The organism is Streptomyces sp. JNUCC 63 (assembly GCF_054366325.1).
Genome location: NZ_CM135963.1, coordinates 6,806,314 through 6,821,758 on the forward strand (window position 1 = coordinate 6,806,314; position 15,445 = coordinate 6,821,758).

Below are 15,445 nucleotides of genomic sequence, written 5' to 3' on the forward strand. Positions count from 1 at the left end.
GTGGTTCCTTGCTGAAGGGGGAGGACGACCAGGGGGTCAGGCGGACGCCGCGCCCAGGGCGTCGTTCAGTGACGCGCGGGCACGGAGCAGCTTCCGATACGTCCGCAGGGCGCGGACGCGACCGCAGACGGTGGCGCCGTGCAACTCGTCGCCTGCGCCGTGGGCGACGACGAAGTCGCCGGTGGAGAGGGAGCCCTCGACGACGAGGTCGGTGTCGCCGGGGCGGCGCTCGCCGAGCATGTGGAGGGTGAGGCCGTATTGCTCGGTCCAGGCGTAGGGCACGGCATCGTGGGGGGCGGCTTCGCCCCGGGCGATGTTGAGGCCGACCCGTCGGCCGTGCTCGATGGCGTGGGTCCAGTGCTCGAAGCGGCGGGGACGGCCGTGGAGCGGGTCCCGGCGGGCGGCGACGTCGCCGGCGGCCCACACCCCCTCGACGTTCGTCCGTCCGGCCGCGTCGGTGACGACGCCGTGGTCGAGCTCGACGCCCGAACCGATCAGCCAGTCGGTGGCCGGCTCCGTACCGACTCCCGCGAGCACGCTCGCGGCCCGTCGTACCCGCCCGTCGGCGAGGTGGATGTCGTAGCCCTGCGCCGTCTCCTCGACGGAGGCCGTGGCGCTGCCGAGGTCGAAGGAGACCCCGTTCGCGAGGTGCAGACCGTGCAGCCAACCGGCGACCTCGTCCCCGAGGATTCCGGCAAGGGGCAGTTCGGTCGCGCACAGAAGGGTCACCTCGACGCCGCGCGAGCGGAGAGCGGTGGCCACCTCCAGGCCGATGAACCCTCCTCCGATCAGCGTCACCGGACGCCCGCTCGCCGCGAGCCGCCTGGCGGCGGTCAGATCGGCACGGTTGCGCAGGGTCGGCAGGGCGGTGCCCTGGGCCGTCACGACCGGGCGAGCCGTGACGCCGGTCGCGACGACGACGTGCCGCCACGCGATCGCCTCGCCCCAGTTGGTCACCACGAGGCGGCGGTCGATGTCCAGCCCCATGGCCCCGTGGCCGGCGAGGAGGTCGATTCCCTTGGCGGCCAGGTGCTCGCCGGTCCGCAGCGGAGCCGGCGTGGCGTGCTCCTCGGCGGCCAGCAGGCTCTTGGAGAGCATCGGCCGGTCGTACCCCGGTTCGAGCTCCCCGTCGAGCACGGTGAGGGGGCCGGTGTACCCGCCCTCGCGCAGGCCGTCGGCGGCGGAGAGCCCCGCCGCGGACGCGCCGACGATCACGATGCCGTCGTTGACACGGGTCACCGGTCAGCCCTCGATCAGGCGCAGAGCCTGCGCGGGACAGGCCCGGACGGCCTCCTGGACGTCTTCCAGGTCGTCCTCGGACAGCACGTCGCGGGTGACGACCGCGACCGGGCTGCCGGCCGGAACGGCGAAGACCTCGGGGTGGATGCCGACGCAGATTCCATAGGCGGTGCAACGCCCGGGGTCGACGGTCACGCTGGTCACAGGAACACCCCCAGGTTGGCGGTCTTGAGGCTGGTCTCGGTCAGGATCACTTCGCGGGCCAGGAGCCGCGGACCGGCGGCCGTGAGCCGGATCCGGTCGTTGCGGCGGCACGGGATCAGGTCGAAGTGGACGTCGATCCCGCGCTGCCGGTAGAGCAGCAGCGAGCTGTGGGCCTCGACGACGTCGGGCTCGGACGTGGCCCGTACCTCGACGCTGCCGACGAGCCGCATGGTGCGCGACGGGGGCACCTCGGAGTAGGCGTGACCGGTGTTCTGCCGGTCGATCCGGGTCCGTATGTGCGCCTTGGTGTCCCGGATGCGCCATGCGGCGCGGTTGACCTCGATGTCGCGCGGTTCGGTCGACTGGCGCGACGGCACGGTGTAGAGCAGATCGTCGTCGAGGAGCGCGAACCACTCCTCCTCGCGTGCCTCGTCCAGCAGACGTGCCTCGTGCGCGAGGAACTGCGCGACCAGGGCGTACGTCGTGGGGTCCACCGCGAGGGTGTCCGGGGCTTCGGCGGCGGTCATGACTGCGTCCCTTCGGTGGCCTGGTCGTCGGTGGCGGTGCCCTTCATCTGGCGCAGCCACTGGCGGAGGAAGTTGAACTGCACGTGCTCGCCGTAACCGGTGTTGCGGTGGACGCCCGGTCCTCTCCAGTCCGGGTCCGGAGCGTCGTCGACGGGCGAGTTGTGGCCCTGCTGGTAGTTGAACTTCAGCCCTTCCTTGCGCATCCACGGGCTGGAGGCCGCACGCGCCACGCCCTCCCAGGCGACGGTGTCGTCCTGCTCGTAGAGCCCGGCCGACCCGAAGCAGTACTGGCCGCCGACGTAGTCGCGCTGGGCGGACTCCTCGTCCTGGAAGTTCCACACGAACTGCCAGTTCCACAGTTCGAGCTTCCCCGGGGCGACGGGCTGCCACTGGCGGAAGCTGGTCATGACGGCCGGCGGACCGTCCGGGAGCGGGGAGAAGATCCGGATGAAGCTGAGGTTGGGGAAGATGGTCCCCACGGTGGGAGGCTCGTGGTCGACCACGAAGCGCTGGGTCTCGTCCAGGCCGCTGAGGTCGAACCGCTCCTTGTATTCGTCCGGGTAGCCCCACAGCGTGAAGCCCGGGTGGATGACCTGGGTCCAGGCGTGGCCTATGAAGGTGTGCCCGTTCTCGAACTCGTAGGTCCGGCCGATCTCGCAGGTGCCCTGGACGCCCTGGAGCATGTCGACCTCCTGGACGCTGAAGTGCAGGGTCGGCAGGTGGTAGACGTCGCCGGCGAAGTTCTCGCCGGCCGTCTTCCAGTCGCCGTTGACCATGTAGCGCTCGGGCGGACCGGCCACGCGCATGCCGTCGGGGTGGAGCTGGGTGATCAGGTCGAGCATCCAGGCACCGCCGCCGAGCCACTCCTCCAGCTCGGGCACGTCCTCGGACAGCGAGGCGAAGACGAAGCCCTTGCGGTTCTCGACCCTCGGGGCGCGCTTGAGGCTCCACAGCTCCGGGTCGAGCGGCTCGCCGTACGCGCGGTGCATCAGCGGCGTACCGACCAGCCTTCCGTCGTTGGCGTAGGTCCAGCCGTGGTAGGGACAGGTGAAGAAGCGCGAGTTGCCCGCGTCGGTCTGGCACACCTGGGTGCCGCGGTGACGGCAGTAGTTGGACAGCACGTTGATGCCGCCCTCGCCGTCGCGGGTCACGATGACCGGGTCGAGCCCGATTCTGCGCTGGACGAAGTCACCGGCCTTGGGAATCTCGCTCTCGTGAGCGACGAAGACCCAGGTGCGGGTGAAGATCCGCTCCATCTCGGCCCGGAAGACGTCGTCGTTGCTGAAGATCTCGGCCGGGACGAGATCCTCCTGCATGTCCTTCTCGACACGGTCGAGCAGCACGTCCAGCGGGGTCGAGAACGGCGCCGACGACCGGGGTTCGTTCGTGAGAGTCATCGTTGACTTCCTGTTCACGGGATGGTCTTCACGGGAGGGATCAGAGCGGGGGCGCGACGAACACGCCGCGGTCGGGGTCGTTGAACTGCTGCTTGGCCACGAACTCGTTCATCTGGTTCGCGGTGCCCCACTGGTCGATGAAGTCGGGCTTGGTGACGTCGTAGACGGACGGGTGGTGCCGGTCCCAGTCGACGGTCTCGAGCTCGGTGGTGTACTCGACGCAGTTCCCGACCCGGTCCAGGAAGTAGGAGTAGGTGTTGTCGCCGGCCTTGTGACGGCCGGGGCCCCAGATCTGCTGGACACCCTCACGCAGCATCCGGCCGGTGCCGCGCATGAACTCGTCGATCCCGCGCATCTCGAAGGAGAGGTGGTGGATCGCGACGTGCGGACCACGGGCGACGGCGAAGGAGTGGTGCCAGTCGTTGCAGCGCAGGAACCACATGAAGTCCCCGCGGGCGCCGAGGCACAGGGTGTCGGAGAGCTTGAAGCCGAGGTGCTTGACGTACCAGTCGACGGTCGCCTCGGGGTGGTCGGAGTTGACCACGAAGTGCGAGAGGCGGACGGGAATCGACTCGCGGGCCTCGATCGTCCGGAAGTCCCGGGTGGCGACGTCCGAGGAGACCTCGACCACGCGTCCGTCGCCGTCGAAGAACCGGAAGCCGTAGCCGGCGCCGGGCGTGTCGAGCTTCCGCGGCTCGTGGACGATGCGGACGCCCTGCTGGGCCAGCCGCGCGGCGAGGGCATCGACGTCCGTCGCGGAGGCGGCCCCGAACGAGACCAGGTCGAGCCGCTTCTGGTCGTCCTTCCTCAGGCGCACGATGTACTGCTCGGGGGACCCCTCCGCGGCCAGGAAGTGCACGCCGGTGTCGGACGCGAGGGGGGCCAGGCCCCAGAGGTCGCGATAGAACGCCAGCTGGCGGTCGAGGTCGGGGGCCGCGATCGCCACATGGCGCAGGTGGGTGATCAGTGGCTTCGTCACGTTTTCTCCTCGTTGAGTGGCGACGACAGCGGTGACGAGGCGCGCGTTCACGCGCTGTTCAGGTGAACGTAGTGACGCCAATCACCGCGCACAAACAATTCCTGGCAATGCCTGGCATTGATGAAATCAATTACCATGGCGCTATGGACCTTCGGCGCGTCGACCTCAACCTGCTCGTCGCCTTCGACATGCTCATGATTGAGCGGAGCGTGACCCGCGCGGCACAACGGCTCTCGATCGGGCAGTCGGCGATGTCCTCGACGCTGTCCCGCCTGCGCAAACTCTTCAACGACCCGCTTCTGACCAGGGAGGGGCGTGGTCTCGTCGCCACGCCGCTGGCCGAGTCACTCGCCGAGCCGGTGCGCGAACTCCTCACCGGCATCGAGATCGTGCTCGCCCAGCGGGAGGCGTTCGACCCGTCCACGGCCCGGCGGACCTTCTCGGTGATAGCCAACGACTACCTGACGATGACGTTTCTTCAGCCGCTCATCGCCCGGCTGTCCGTCGAGGCGCCCGGCATCCGGCTGAACATCTTCCCGACCGGCGACGACTTCGCCGACCAACTCCGCGGACACCGCGCGGACTTGCTGGTGATGCCGAGGGAAGCCTTCGAGGAACACGAGCAGTTCCCGCACCGGGTGCTCTTCCAGGACCGCTATCTGGTCGCCGTCGACAAGGACCATCCCGAGGTGGGTGACGAGATCACCCTGGAGCAGTTCACGACCCTCCCGTATCTGGCCGCGTCCTCGGGACATCTGCGGGGTCTGTCGGAGATGCAGCTCGACTTCCTGGGCGTGCCGCGCAACGTCGAGATCACCGCCGGGTTCGGCATGGCGCCCTTCCTGCTGAGCGGTACGCGTCTGATCACGCTGGTCCACGAACGGCTCGCGCACAAGATCGGAGAAGCCGCGGGGATCCGCCTGCTCGAGCCGCCGATCCCACAGCTTCAGCCCATCACCGAGATCATGGCCTGGACCAAACGGACCGACCGCGATCCCGGGCACCGCTGGTTCCGTCAGTGCCTGATCGACCTGGCCGCGGAGGAGCCGGTGAGTCGGCCCGGCCTCCTGCCGGATCCGGACAACGCCCGCCATCCCCGGATCGCGCCCGCTGCCGACCGCGCCTAGCGTGCGGCCGGTCACCGAGGTGAGGGAGCAGTCGTGGAGCGGGACGGACGCCGGAGTGTACTCGTCGTCGGCGGAGGAATCGGCGGCCTGACGGCCGCAACGGCGCTGCGCAGGCAGGAGCACAGGGTCGAGCTCGTCGAGCTCCGCGGCGGCTGGACGGTCAGCGGGTGGGGGCTCAGCCTGACCGGCCCCGCACTGCGCGCCCTCGAAGCCCTCGACCTCGCCGAGCCCTGCCTGGCCCTCGGCTACGGCATCACCAAGATCGCCCACTGTGACGGTGCGGGGCAGGTCCGTACGGTCATCGACCTGCCGGGCCTGCTGGGGGAGGGGCGCCCCTCGCAGGCGGGCATCGCCCGGCCGGATCTCGCACGGGTGCTGCGCGAGGCAGCCGAGAAGCACGGTGCGACGCTTCGGACCTCGCTCACCGTCACCCGGCTCGGTGACGAGTCCGACGGGGTCCGAGCGGAACTCTCCGACGGTACGACGCGCGACGTCGACCTGGTGGTCGTGGCGGACAGCGTCGGATCGAGGACCAGGACGCTGTTGGGCTTCACGGAGAAACCCGAGTACAACGGCCAGATGGTCTGGCGGGCGGTCGTCCCGCGTCCCGCCTGGGCAGATCGCCTGTTCACCTTCGCCGGAACCACGCACAACGCCGGCCTGATACCCGTCTCGTCAGAGAGCGCCTACTGCTTCCTGACCGAGAACACGCCCGTGCAGGCGCCGCTGCCGGACGACGAGCTGGCGACGAGGATGCGGGAACTGCTCGCCCCCTTCGGGGGACGTGTGGCCGAGGTACGCGAGTCGATCGCCGACGCCGACGCCGTCGTGCGCCGTCCGGTCCGGACCGTGCTGGTCGAGGCGCCGTGGCACCGCGGCCGGACGGTCCTTCTCGGAGACGCGGCGCACACGCCGTCCCCCCAGCTCGTCAGCGGTGCCGCCCTGGCCATCGAGGACGCCGTCGTGCTCGCCCGGGAGCTGGAACGGCACGCGGAGACGGCCGGGGCACTGGAGGCTTTCAGCGCACGTCGCATCGAGCGGGCCCGGCTGGTCGTCGAGACCTCGCGGAAGATCGCGCGCCTCGAGCAGGCCGACCGGCACGGCGAGGCCTACGAGCTCCAGGGACGCTGCCACGGTGCTCTGGCGGCTCCGATCTGAGCGGTGCCGTCGGATCGAGGACCGTGGCCGTGCGGGCGCCAGTGACGATCCGCGTGCCCGGGGACTTCGTTCAGCGGACCGGCCACTGACCGGGCCACGACGTTCTCCCCGGATCCCCGCCTGACGGGCGCCCAGCCAGGCGGGGATCGCACCGCTGTCGCTCACGCACGCGCAGCGGTGGCCGAAGGCAGCTCGCCGTACCGGTGCCGGTAAGCAGCGGCGAAGCGGCCGAGATGCGTGAACCCCCAGCGGTGGGCGACGGCGCTGACACGGTCCGATCCCGCCAGGAGATCGGCGCGGACGCGTTCGAGCCGGCGGTCTCTGAGGAACGCCATCGGCGAGCAGCCGAAGTGCTCGCGAAAAGCGTCGCTCAGTGTGCGGGCGCTGCAATGGCCCGCCTGGGCGAGGTCGCTCAGAGTGATCGGGTCACCGATCCTCTGATCGATGAAGTCGAGGGCCCTGCGCAGCGGCCGCGGCCGAAGCGGCGAGTGCCCCTTGAGGAGCAGATCGCTGAAGTTGTGGCGGTGCGCCGGCAAGAGGCTGATGACGAACGACCGCACGTGTGCTTGGCGGACTGCCGGGTGGTCGAAGATCTTCGAGCCCGTATCGAGTTGGTCGATGAGCGACTCGACCACGATACGGAGACCGGCGTGGTCGGCGCCCATGAGATCGAGCGCGAGGTCGAAGACGATCGGACCGTCCGGCTCCCGGCCCAGCAGGGCGGTGAGTTCCGTCTCGACGAGTGCACGATCGAGCCGGATCCCGAGCGTCTCGGTGTCCGGTCTCGCGGGGAGCAGGCGCTGGCGGTCGCCAGGATTGAACACCGCGGCTCGCGAACTCGTGTTGACGGTGTGTTCTCCACGCCGTTCGGCGTTCAGCAGACCTGACACCACGAAGTCCACGAAATACGAGCGCTCGGCTTCCGGCCCCGCAATCTCCACACCGAGCCCCGCGCGCCACGGATCCCCAACCGCTGCTGCTGGTGATGTTCCGCGAGACAGGACTGCTGCGTCTCCAGCGGCGGGTGTACAAGTCCGTGGAACGCCTGGCCGGAAACCGGCCGGTGATGCTGCTGCAGATGAGCCGGACTCCGCACGGCGACGGCTCCGGGCTGAGGGTGGAAACCTCCTCCCGCACACGCGGGCTGCTGTACGCGGCGGGAGCGATCCGCGCCGCTGCCGCGCACGGGGTGGCCACTGTCCACGTTCCGGAGAACGGTCAGTCGGCCCTCAACCCGCCTTTGACGCCCGCGCGTTCGGCCGCCTGCTCCACCCGTTCCGTGCACCCGCGGACGCTGGCTGGTCTGAACGCACTGGTGAGTGCCGTCAGCCAGGCGGGCAGCACGGTAGAGGTGGTCAACCCCTGGGCCCAGCTGACGAGAGGCGAGGTGTGCAAGGTCGGAGGTGACGCCGGCCTCACGCCGTCCGACCTGGAATCCACGCTGAGCCGCGGCAAGCCGCCGGCGCGGCGCAACGGCGGACCGCCGATTGCCAACTGCGGCGTCTGCTTCCCGTGTCTGGTCCGTCGCTCCGGTCTGCTGCATGCCAACGGCACCGACAACACCAAGTACGAGGCAGTGCCATGGGCGGCCGACGGCCTCTCTCACGAACGGGGCACAGACCGGCGGGCCCTGCAGCGATGGCTGCTCGGCCGGTACACCCTGACCGATGTGGTTACCGATACCCCATTGCCGCCGGAAACGGACCCGAGGGCGGCGTTCGATTTGATCAGGCGTGGGCGGGAGGAGCCGGCCCGGTTGCTTCGCATCGCGGATACGTGCGGGGTCGCCGACGCGGCGTAGCGCACGGCCGGCCCTGCCGATGGTCCGACTGCTGGCCGGCGGTTGCTCATTGCGTGTGCGGAGCCGTTGTACTCCTGGTCGGTGACGGGCCCGGCCCACACCGTTTCGGGTGCGTCATCGCCGGCGCCTTCCCGCAGGGCGATGTGCTCCACGAACCGGCCGGGAACGGCACCGGGCCAGCGCTCCCCGTCGGGCGGGCATCCGACTGCTTCATCGGCGTGCGCTTGGAGGACGACGCCGCTGCGGATGCCGATCAGGGCGACGTCGGAGACTACGTGCTGGGCCTGCCCCACGGTGCGGGAATGTCAGTCGGTGAGTGCTACGCCACTGGGTGGATCGTTCCCTGATTCGGTCCCTGGGGAAGCGGCGAGGCTCCGACTGGTCCGTGGCCGGTCCGGGAGCCACGCCGATTCAGGATGAATTACGGCGGGTGGTTGCTGGGCGTTCACGGACAGTGACTTCGAGCCTGAGGTGCCTGGAGGGACAAGGTTCCCCCCAGGCAACCGACTTGATCCCTCTAGAAGAACCCAAGTTTCTTCGGGGAATAGCTACAAAGAAGGTTCTTCGTCTGCTTGTGGTACAGCAGCTGCACCTGCATTGACCAGGCGAAACGGTAGTTGGCGCAGTCTTCGGTCGGGAGCTGGTCCGGACATGGTCCGGATCTTGCTCTGGAGGTGTCGGTTCGGTTCATGCTGCGACTGCAGTGCGAGCGATTGGGAGCGAGCGGGACTTGACGGCGCAGATGGTTGCCTGGCCTCGTCGGGCTCTTCCAGCACATAGGAGGCGCCGGTCGCCGGTGACTCGCGGGCCGTACCGTCGCACAACGCAGGGGCTCCGGGATGGTTGCCGCCTGCGGAATCGCGACCGCGCACGCGGCACAGGCGTCGGCGCTGCCAGGTCCGGCCCCAGTCTGCCCGGATCAGTACCAGTTGCTCTGAGCCTCGCTCTCGCGCGGGCCTGGAGCCAGGAGCTTCGCGGGGCCACCGCGGAGATGGAAGGCGAGCGGCTCCGCGGCATCGTGTCCACCGCTTTCCCCTACCTGCGCGAAGCAGGGGAGGACCGCAGAGCGGGCCAGATCGAGCGGCCTGAACGGGACGTAGCTCAAGTCGGTCGGAGTGTCAGTGGTCGCCGCCATACTCAGAAGATGTGCAACTGACTTTCAGGCGCATGTCCAGGAGTCCTCGACCGAGTAGGAACGAATTGACACCCGAGAGCGACGCGGTGCCTGACCGCGACCCCTACCTTCTGGCGCAGATACGAGAGGCCTTCGGGCGCGTGGTCTACAGCCACAAGACCCATGAGAAACAGGCGGACATCTGCTTCACCAAGCACCGGTGGCAGCAGGGCGTCCTCATTGCTCTCACCGCGATCAGCTCGGGCACCTTCCTTGCCGCGGTGGTCGGCCTGCTCGGCAACGCAGTGCTGACGAGTCTCGCGACCTCTTCTATCGCGCTCCTGGTCACCTGGATGAGCCTTGGGACGAAGACCTTCAAGTTCGAGGAGGAGTCCGATGCCCACCGCGGCATCGCCTCTCGGCTGTGGGACGTCCGGGAGTCCTATATCTCCCTCATCGCCGACCTGATGTCCGGCACTGTCTCCGTCGCGGAGGGCCGAGAGCGGCGGGACGAGCTGCAGCGGGCCGCGCGCGACGCGTACGCCGACGCGCCTAGGACGAGCAGCAGGGCGTTCGCGCGCGCCCAGGGCGGGCTGCAGAACAACGAGGAGATGACGTTCACCTCGCGCGAGATCGACCTCTTCCTCCCGGAGGCGCTCCGGCTCGGCGAAGGCGAGGCATGAAGATGAAGACCTCAGAGATCTTCGAAACGCTGCTCGAAAACCTAAAGGTCGGAGACACGGCCACGACGGTCGCCTCGCGCCGGGATGAGATCACGAAGGCGCTCAACAAGGACTTCCGCGACAAGGACGGCTGCACCGACTACAAGCTGATGGTCGGATCGTTCGGCCGGCACACCGCGATCAAGGGCGTGTCCGACCTCGACATGATCTTCATCCTGCCGCCCGGGATCCGGTCGAGCTACGACGGGGACACCGGCCCGCGGAGGATTCTCGAGAGGGTTCGCGACGACCTTAAGGCGCGGTACAAGAACACGGAGATCCGCGTCGACCAGTGCGTCGTCCGAGTGCGGTTCGCGTCCAACGCCTTCAAGTTTGAGGTCCAGCCTGCGTTCGAGAACGCCGACGGCAGCTTCGACTACCCGGACACGAAGGCTGAGGGCTGGAAGGTCACCAAGCCGCGCGAGGAGATCGCCGCGACCAAGGAGTGCAACGACCGCACCTCGACGAACATGCGCCACCTCGCCCGGATGGCACGGGCCTGGAAGAACGCGAACGGCGTAAACATGGGCGGCCTGCTCATCGACACCCTCGTCTACAACTTCTTCGACCAGACCGACGACTACGACGCAGCGGGCACAGGCTCGTTCGACCTCATGGCCCGCGACTTCTTCGAATTCCTCAAGGATCAGTCAGAGCAGGAGTACTACCTGGCGCTGGGCAGCCGACAGCGGGTCCACGTCAAGGCGCAGTTCCAGCCGAAGGCCAAGAAGGCGTACAACCGATGCCTCGAGGCGATCGCGGACGAAGGCAAGACGTCCGCCAACAAGAAGTGGCGCGAGGTCTTCGGCACGTCGGTGCCGCTGGCGAAGAGCGCGAGCGAGTCGTCCCGGTCGTTCAGGGACACCGAGGAGTTCATCGAGGATGAGTTCCCGGTCGACGTGTCCGAGGCTGTGTCCATCGACTGCGAGGTCACGCAGGCCGGATGGCGTCCGACCTGGCTTCGCGCGATGCGTCGCGGCGGGATCCTGCTAAAGGCCGACAAAAACTTGAGGTTCGTGGTCACCAGTTGCTCGGTCGGGGAGCCCTACACGCTGAAGTGGAAGGTGCTCAATCGTGGTCCGGAAGCCGAGCGGCGGGACGCGATCCGCGGCCAGATCGTCGACTCGAGCAAGCGGGGAGTCCGCATCGAGCACTCGGACTTCAAAGGCGAGCACGTCGTCGAGTGCTACGTAGTCAAGGACGGGGTCGTCGTCGCTCGGGACCGGATCGACGTGCCGATCGGCAACACGAGCGTGAAGAGGGCGAACGCCTTGTAGAAGACCGATCCTCGAAGCGTGACGAGGCCCCGACGACTCTGCCGGGGGCTCGTCGCATCAGACGCATCCGCCCCCCAGGGTTGAAGTATGGGCAGCTCTCTCGCTGTCATGTCCGAGTGCCTGCTCAACGCGGAGCTGGCTTCCGCGAAAGCGGTAGGCTGCCCGCCGCCCGGCTGAGCTGCGTTCCGGGGATCCCGGCAGGTCCGCTGAGTGGATCGTCGATCTGCTCAGCGACGAAGCAGATGCCGCGGAAGAGGAGTTTCGGCGGGTTTGGGACCTCGGCTGAAGCTGGTTTTCCGTCGGACGCTTCCGGAGAATGGTGCCGTGGAACGGCGGATCGACTTCTGGCGAGAGCGGCAGATGTTCTGTGGGCGCTGCGATCATGGGTGGCGTGTCGATTTGGACTGGATCGATCGGTGGGAGCAGGCGACGGAAACCTGCCCCGGCTGCGGCATGACCTGCGAGCACGAGGATTCGCCTCGGGTGACGCTCGACTCCTGCGACCCGGCACTCGACGGCGACAGGGTCGCGCAGTTTTTCTGGTACCACGCCAGTACGCAGGCGCACTGGCCGACGCGGGACTTCGACCCGTCAGCCGTCTTGACTCCCGAGATGCGCAGGAGGATGGGCGGAGAGCAGCGGGTTTCCGCGTGGGTCGCGAGCCAGCGGGCGAAGGCCCTCCACGTCGGCACGTACGAGGCCGCTGTCCACAACATGCTGCGTCGGATCCGTGACCAGGCCGACCAGCGCAGCCAGTTCAATCTGTATCAGGTCCGTCTGAAGCCATCCGTTGTGGTGCGGGAGGGGTGGCTCGTCGACCCCGCAAACTTCGTCGGCGACGTCGTGCTCGACGAGGTCTGCCCGCCAGGCGTCGACGTCGCCCGCTACCTGAATTACCACGAGGATCCGGGAGGGCTCTCGCTCGCACTGGGGAGGAACGCGATCGCCAGCGTTCAGCGGATCGCGGTTCCGCTCCCCGACACCCGGGATGGCGGCTGGGTGCGCGATGCCGTCGCGGCTCTTGAAGGCGTGAGCGACACCGCCGCCCCGGCGACCGGCAAGCTGGCCCTCCGCATGCGGCCGCCATCGGCGCGCGCCGTCCTGGGCCGACAGCTCGGTGCGTCCCTGGCTGACAGACTGCCGGTCAATCTCCGGAACCAGTTCAGGTCGGCCGCGGCGTTCGCGGAAGGAGAGGATCCAGAGCGCTGGGCGCGACGGACCAGCGGCCTGTTCGATCTGATCGACGATCCGACTTCCGTGCTGGCTGCGCTCGACCAGCAAGATCCCCGGGAGGTCTGAGAACGGCCTGTCCCGCTTCTGTGGGGCAGGAAGCCCTGAGGTCGCTGCCGGTCTTTCAGGTGGGCGCCGCCCTGAGCCTCGATCCACCGCGTGATTTTTGATCGCGCAGTGTGATTGCTTTTCGGGGTGGGTTTTCGGTTTGGGGCAGGGCGGGGTTCCGGATGGCCGTTCCGGTGGCGGGTTCTCCGAGGTCTTCCAGGTCGTGGGTGGACGGCGGGGTCTGGCTGCTCAGGTCTGCATGCGCTGGCCGGTGGCGGTCCACAGGCCGATGAAGTCGTCGGCCCAGCGCCAGTGTTGGGGCAGGTGCAGCACGAGGCGTCGTCCTGGGCGGGCGATGCGGGCCGGGACGGTGATCAGGTGGCGGCGGATGGTGCCGGTCCGGGCCCGTGCGTGGAAGGTGGAGGTGAGGTGGCCGGCGGCGCGGGTGAGGTTGTAGGCGGCTGCCGCCAGGGTGAGCCAGGCCGCGTTCGCGGTGAACTTCCCCGAGGGCAGGTGGGCCAGGGCGGAGTCCTCCAGGTCGGCGAAGACCTGTTCCACCGCGGCGTGAGCGCGGTGCATGGGCTCGGCGTCGGTGAGGACGAAGACGCTGTCGGTGAAGATCGCGTGGTGGCGCCAGACGGCGAACAGTTCGCTCTGCCCGTCGGGGACCGTCTTGGGGTTCAGCCGTTTCACGCGGCGCACGATGAGCCGGGCGGTGGCGCGGAAGGCCTTCTTCTTGCTGGTGAACGCGGTGAAGCCGATCTCGGCGATCTCTGCGTCGGAGATCCAGCGTTCCTCCTCGTCGTCCCAGATCGCGTCGGTGTACTTGATCGATCTCCAGGCGTCGGGATCGATCGTCTCGATGGCTACGCGGATCGTCTTGGTGACCGCGACGGCCAGGGAGAAGCGGGCGCCGGCCTTGCGGCAGGCGTCCACGACCTTGTGGGAGAAGTAGGCGGAGTCCGCGCGGACGATGATCTGTGCGGTGATGCCCATGGACCGCACCGCCGCGAGGGCCTCGCGCAGCAGCGAGGCGGCGCCCTTGCCGGAGCCCGCCGAGCCCTTGCGCAGCCTTGTTGCGACGATGACCGGCGCGCAGGTGGCGGTCTTGACGGTGACGATCTGGAAGTGGAGGCCGCGGACCTTGGTGTAGCCGAAGGAGGCGCCCTGCTTGGCCGGGCCGTAGACCTGCTTGACCTTGGAGTCGATGTCGACGAACACCACCTCGTCCCCCTTCGGGACGAAGCCCGTGTGGGCGGCCAGATTGCAGGTGAACGCGCGTACCGCCGCCTCCAGTTGACGCACGTGTCCCCAGGTGAAGGCACGCAGGAACGTGCCGAGCGTGGACGGTGCCCGCACCCCTGCGAAGAGTTTCGGCAGCCCGCCGTGCCGCAGCACATCCAGGTCGTCGATGGAGTCCGCGCCGGCCACCATGCCTCCCACGACGCTCATCGCCTTCGCGTCGGCGGCCGTCCCGGCGCCGTTCTTCGCGCCGGTCAGCTTGACCTTCTCGGCGACCAGGGCCGGCAGGCCGCACCGCTCGGCCAGCCGGATCACCGGGACCAGTCCGGCATGCGCGATGAGATTCGGCTCGTCGAACGCGGCGAACACCCGCGCCGGGCTGTGGAACAATTTCACTCGAGAGGTGCCTTGCTGATCGTGCCTGATGTGAGCGTAGAGAACTCTCATCATCGCAGGTCACAAGGCACCTCTTCGTTCCCGGCCCTCACGCCGACCGGTGATCACACGGTGGATCGAGGCTGAGTGGGGAGAGCGTGAGCAGCTCAAACGCCGCGGAGCGTCATGCTGACCGCGGAGTCGATGACGGCTTGGGAAAGTCGCTTCCATCCGATTTCGTTATCCCGGTCTAGTGCCGCCGTGTCGAGACCATCGAGGCCATCGTAGATTTCGCGAATCGCGGCGTGCTCCCCGGCGCGCACCGCTTCCAGGAGGCGCAACGTCTGCATCTTGAAGGGCATGCACGTCACCCTCGCCTGGAGACTGAGCTGTTCGGCCAATCATGCCTGACGTGATGCTGACGAGAATGGACAGCACTTGATGGCTCTCAGGGGCAGGTGGTGCGTCGGCTTCGCCGACCAGGACCATGAGTGAGGCGCGGCACTCAGGCACGCCGGAGGCGACGGACAGCTCCACACGCAGCCCTACATCGTGCAGGGTCCTGGCGATCACCTGCGGATGCATGGGCCGCTCGACCGAATACGCGTGGATGGATTGAAGGGGTTCCAGGGCATCGTTCCATCGGTTTTGATACACCAGGACCTCGGTGAGGAACCCTCTCAGCTCAAGGCGCTGGGGGCCGCGCAGACCGTCGTCCTTAAGCAGCGTTCGGCAGCATTGCTCGACTTCCTCGTCGGTCATGAGCCCGGTCGTGAGGGTGTCATTGATCTGGCCGATCTCGCGCTGAATGCGCGCGGACGGAATGGTCGGCATCCGTTGGCTCAGCGAGTCGAGATCGGCGGCGAGGGCTTGCACCTCTGGCTCCGGGGTGCCATGGCCAGTGTGACTGCGGAGCACTGTCAGGCAGTTGGCGATGGCCAAGGACGCGTCCTCGGGCGGGGAGTCGGCCAGTTGGAAGGCGAGGTCTCGGGCGCGCTGTAGATG

General features: G+C 68.2%; 15 protein-coding genes. 7 read left to right on the forward strand and 8 right to left on the reverse strand.

The genetic code is table 11. From position 1 onward, the window contains the following. Positions 1-36 precede the first annotated feature (36 nt). Genes ACX25U_RS31445 through ACX25U_RS31465 form a run of 5 tightly spaced genes read right to left on the reverse strand, consistent with a single transcriptional unit; the run spans position 37 to position 4,346 of the window. Positions 37-1,239, reverse strand: a complete 1,203-nt coding sequence (locus ACX25U_RS31445) for an NAD(P)/FAD-dependent oxidoreductase (RefSeq protein ID WP_454385053.1) — start codon at positions 1,237-1,239, stop codon at positions 37-39. A gap of 3 nt (positions 1,240-1,242) precedes the next feature. Continuing rightward, positions 1,243-1,443: a ferredoxin gene (locus ACX25U_RS31450; protein ID WP_454385054.1), complete on the reverse strand. Its 201-nt coding sequence runs from the start codon at positions 1,441-1,443 to the stop codon at positions 1,243-1,245. Beyond that, positions 1,440-1,970, reverse strand: coding sequence for an aromatic-ring-hydroxylating dioxygenase subunit beta (locus ACX25U_RS31455; RefSeq protein WP_454385056.1), 531 nt, complete (start codon positions 1,968-1,970; stop codon positions 1,440-1,442). The genes ACX25U_RS31450 and ACX25U_RS31455 overlap by 4 nt, the downstream gene beginning before the upstream one ends. Beyond that, positions 1,967-3,367, reverse strand: coding sequence for an aromatic ring-hydroxylating oxygenase subunit alpha (locus ACX25U_RS31460; RefSeq protein ID WP_454385058.1), 1,401 nt, complete (start codon positions 3,365-3,367; stop codon positions 1,967-1,969). Before ACX25U_RS31460 ends, ACX25U_RS31455 begins: the two co-directional genes overlap by 4 nt. 40 nt (positions 3,368-3,407) lie before the next feature. Further along, complete coding sequence (locus ACX25U_RS31465) at positions 3,408-4,346, reverse strand: VOC family protein (protein ID WP_454385059.1); 939 nt, start codon at positions 4,344-4,346, stop codon at positions 3,408-3,410. A gap of 143 nt (positions 4,347-4,489) precedes the next feature. Between ACX25U_RS31465 and ACX25U_RS31470 the strand changes: the two genes are divergently transcribed. After that, positions 4,490-5,473, forward strand: a complete 984-nt coding sequence (locus ACX25U_RS31470; protein WP_454385061.1) for a LysR substrate-binding domain-containing protein — start codon at positions 4,490-4,492, stop codon at positions 5,471-5,473. 33 nt (positions 5,474-5,506) lie between these two features. Beyond that, positions 5,507-6,631, forward strand: coding sequence for an FAD-dependent monooxygenase (locus ACX25U_RS31475; protein WP_454385063.1), 1,125 nt, complete (start codon positions 5,507-5,509; stop codon positions 6,629-6,631). A 161-nt stretch (positions 6,632-6,792) separates the two neighbouring features. On the opposite strand, the gene ACX25U_RS31480 is transcribed toward ACX25U_RS31475, so the two are convergent. Then, a complete protein-coding gene (locus ACX25U_RS31480; protein ID WP_454385064.1) occupies positions 6,793-7,572 on the reverse strand; it encodes an AraC family transcriptional regulator in 780 nt (259 codons plus the stop codon). Positions 7,573-7,667: 95 nt separating this feature from the next. Between ACX25U_RS31480 and ACX25U_RS31485 the strand changes: the two genes are divergently transcribed. From ACX25U_RS31485 to ACX25U_RS31500, 4 genes are all read left to right on the forward strand, one after another. Next, complete coding sequence (locus tag ACX25U_RS31485) at positions 7,668-8,432, forward strand: hypothetical protein (protein ID WP_454385065.1); 765 nt, start codon at positions 7,668-7,670, stop codon at positions 8,430-8,432. A gap of 1,200 nt (positions 8,433-9,632) precedes the next feature. Next, positions 9,633-10,229, forward strand: coding sequence for an SLATT domain-containing protein (locus ACX25U_RS31490; RefSeq protein ID WP_454385066.1), 597 nt, complete (start codon positions 9,633-9,635; stop codon positions 10,227-10,229). Beyond that, positions 10,226-11,545, forward strand: coding sequence for a nucleotide-binding domain-containing protein (locus ACX25U_RS31495; protein ID WP_454385068.1), 1,320 nt, complete (start codon positions 10,226-10,228; stop codon positions 11,543-11,545). The genes ACX25U_RS31490 and ACX25U_RS31495 overlap by 4 nt, the downstream gene beginning before the upstream one ends. A 324-nt stretch (positions 11,546-11,869) precedes the next feature. Further along, positions 11,870-12,844, forward strand: coding sequence for a hypothetical protein (locus ACX25U_RS31500; protein ID WP_100572684.1), 975 nt, complete (start codon positions 11,870-11,872; stop codon positions 12,842-12,844). Positions 12,845-13,072: 228 nt separating this feature from the next. Here ACX25U_RS31500 and ACX25U_RS31505 read toward each other — a convergent pair whose 3' ends face one another. After that, the gene (locus tag ACX25U_RS31505; RefSeq protein WP_454385070.1) at positions 13,073-14,461 is read right to left on the reverse strand and encodes an IS1380 family transposase; all 1,389 of its coding nucleotides are present in this window, start codon (positions 14,459-14,461) and stop codon (positions 13,073-13,075) included. Positions 14,462-14,607: 146 nt separating this feature from the next. Further along, complete coding sequence (locus ACX25U_RS31510) at positions 14,608-14,802, reverse strand: hypothetical protein (RefSeq protein WP_100572683.1); 195 nt, start codon at positions 14,800-14,802, stop codon at positions 14,608-14,610. Between the two features lie 244 nt (positions 14,803-15,046). Here ACX25U_RS31510 and ACX25U_RS31515 point away from each other — a divergent pair, with 244 nt between their 5' ends. Then, positions 15,047-15,442 (forward strand): hypothetical protein, encoded by a 396-nt coding sequence (locus tag ACX25U_RS31515; RefSeq protein WP_159025030.1) that lies wholly within the window; start codon positions 15,047-15,049, stop codon positions 15,440-15,442. Positions 15,443-15,445: the final 3 nt, after the last annotated feature.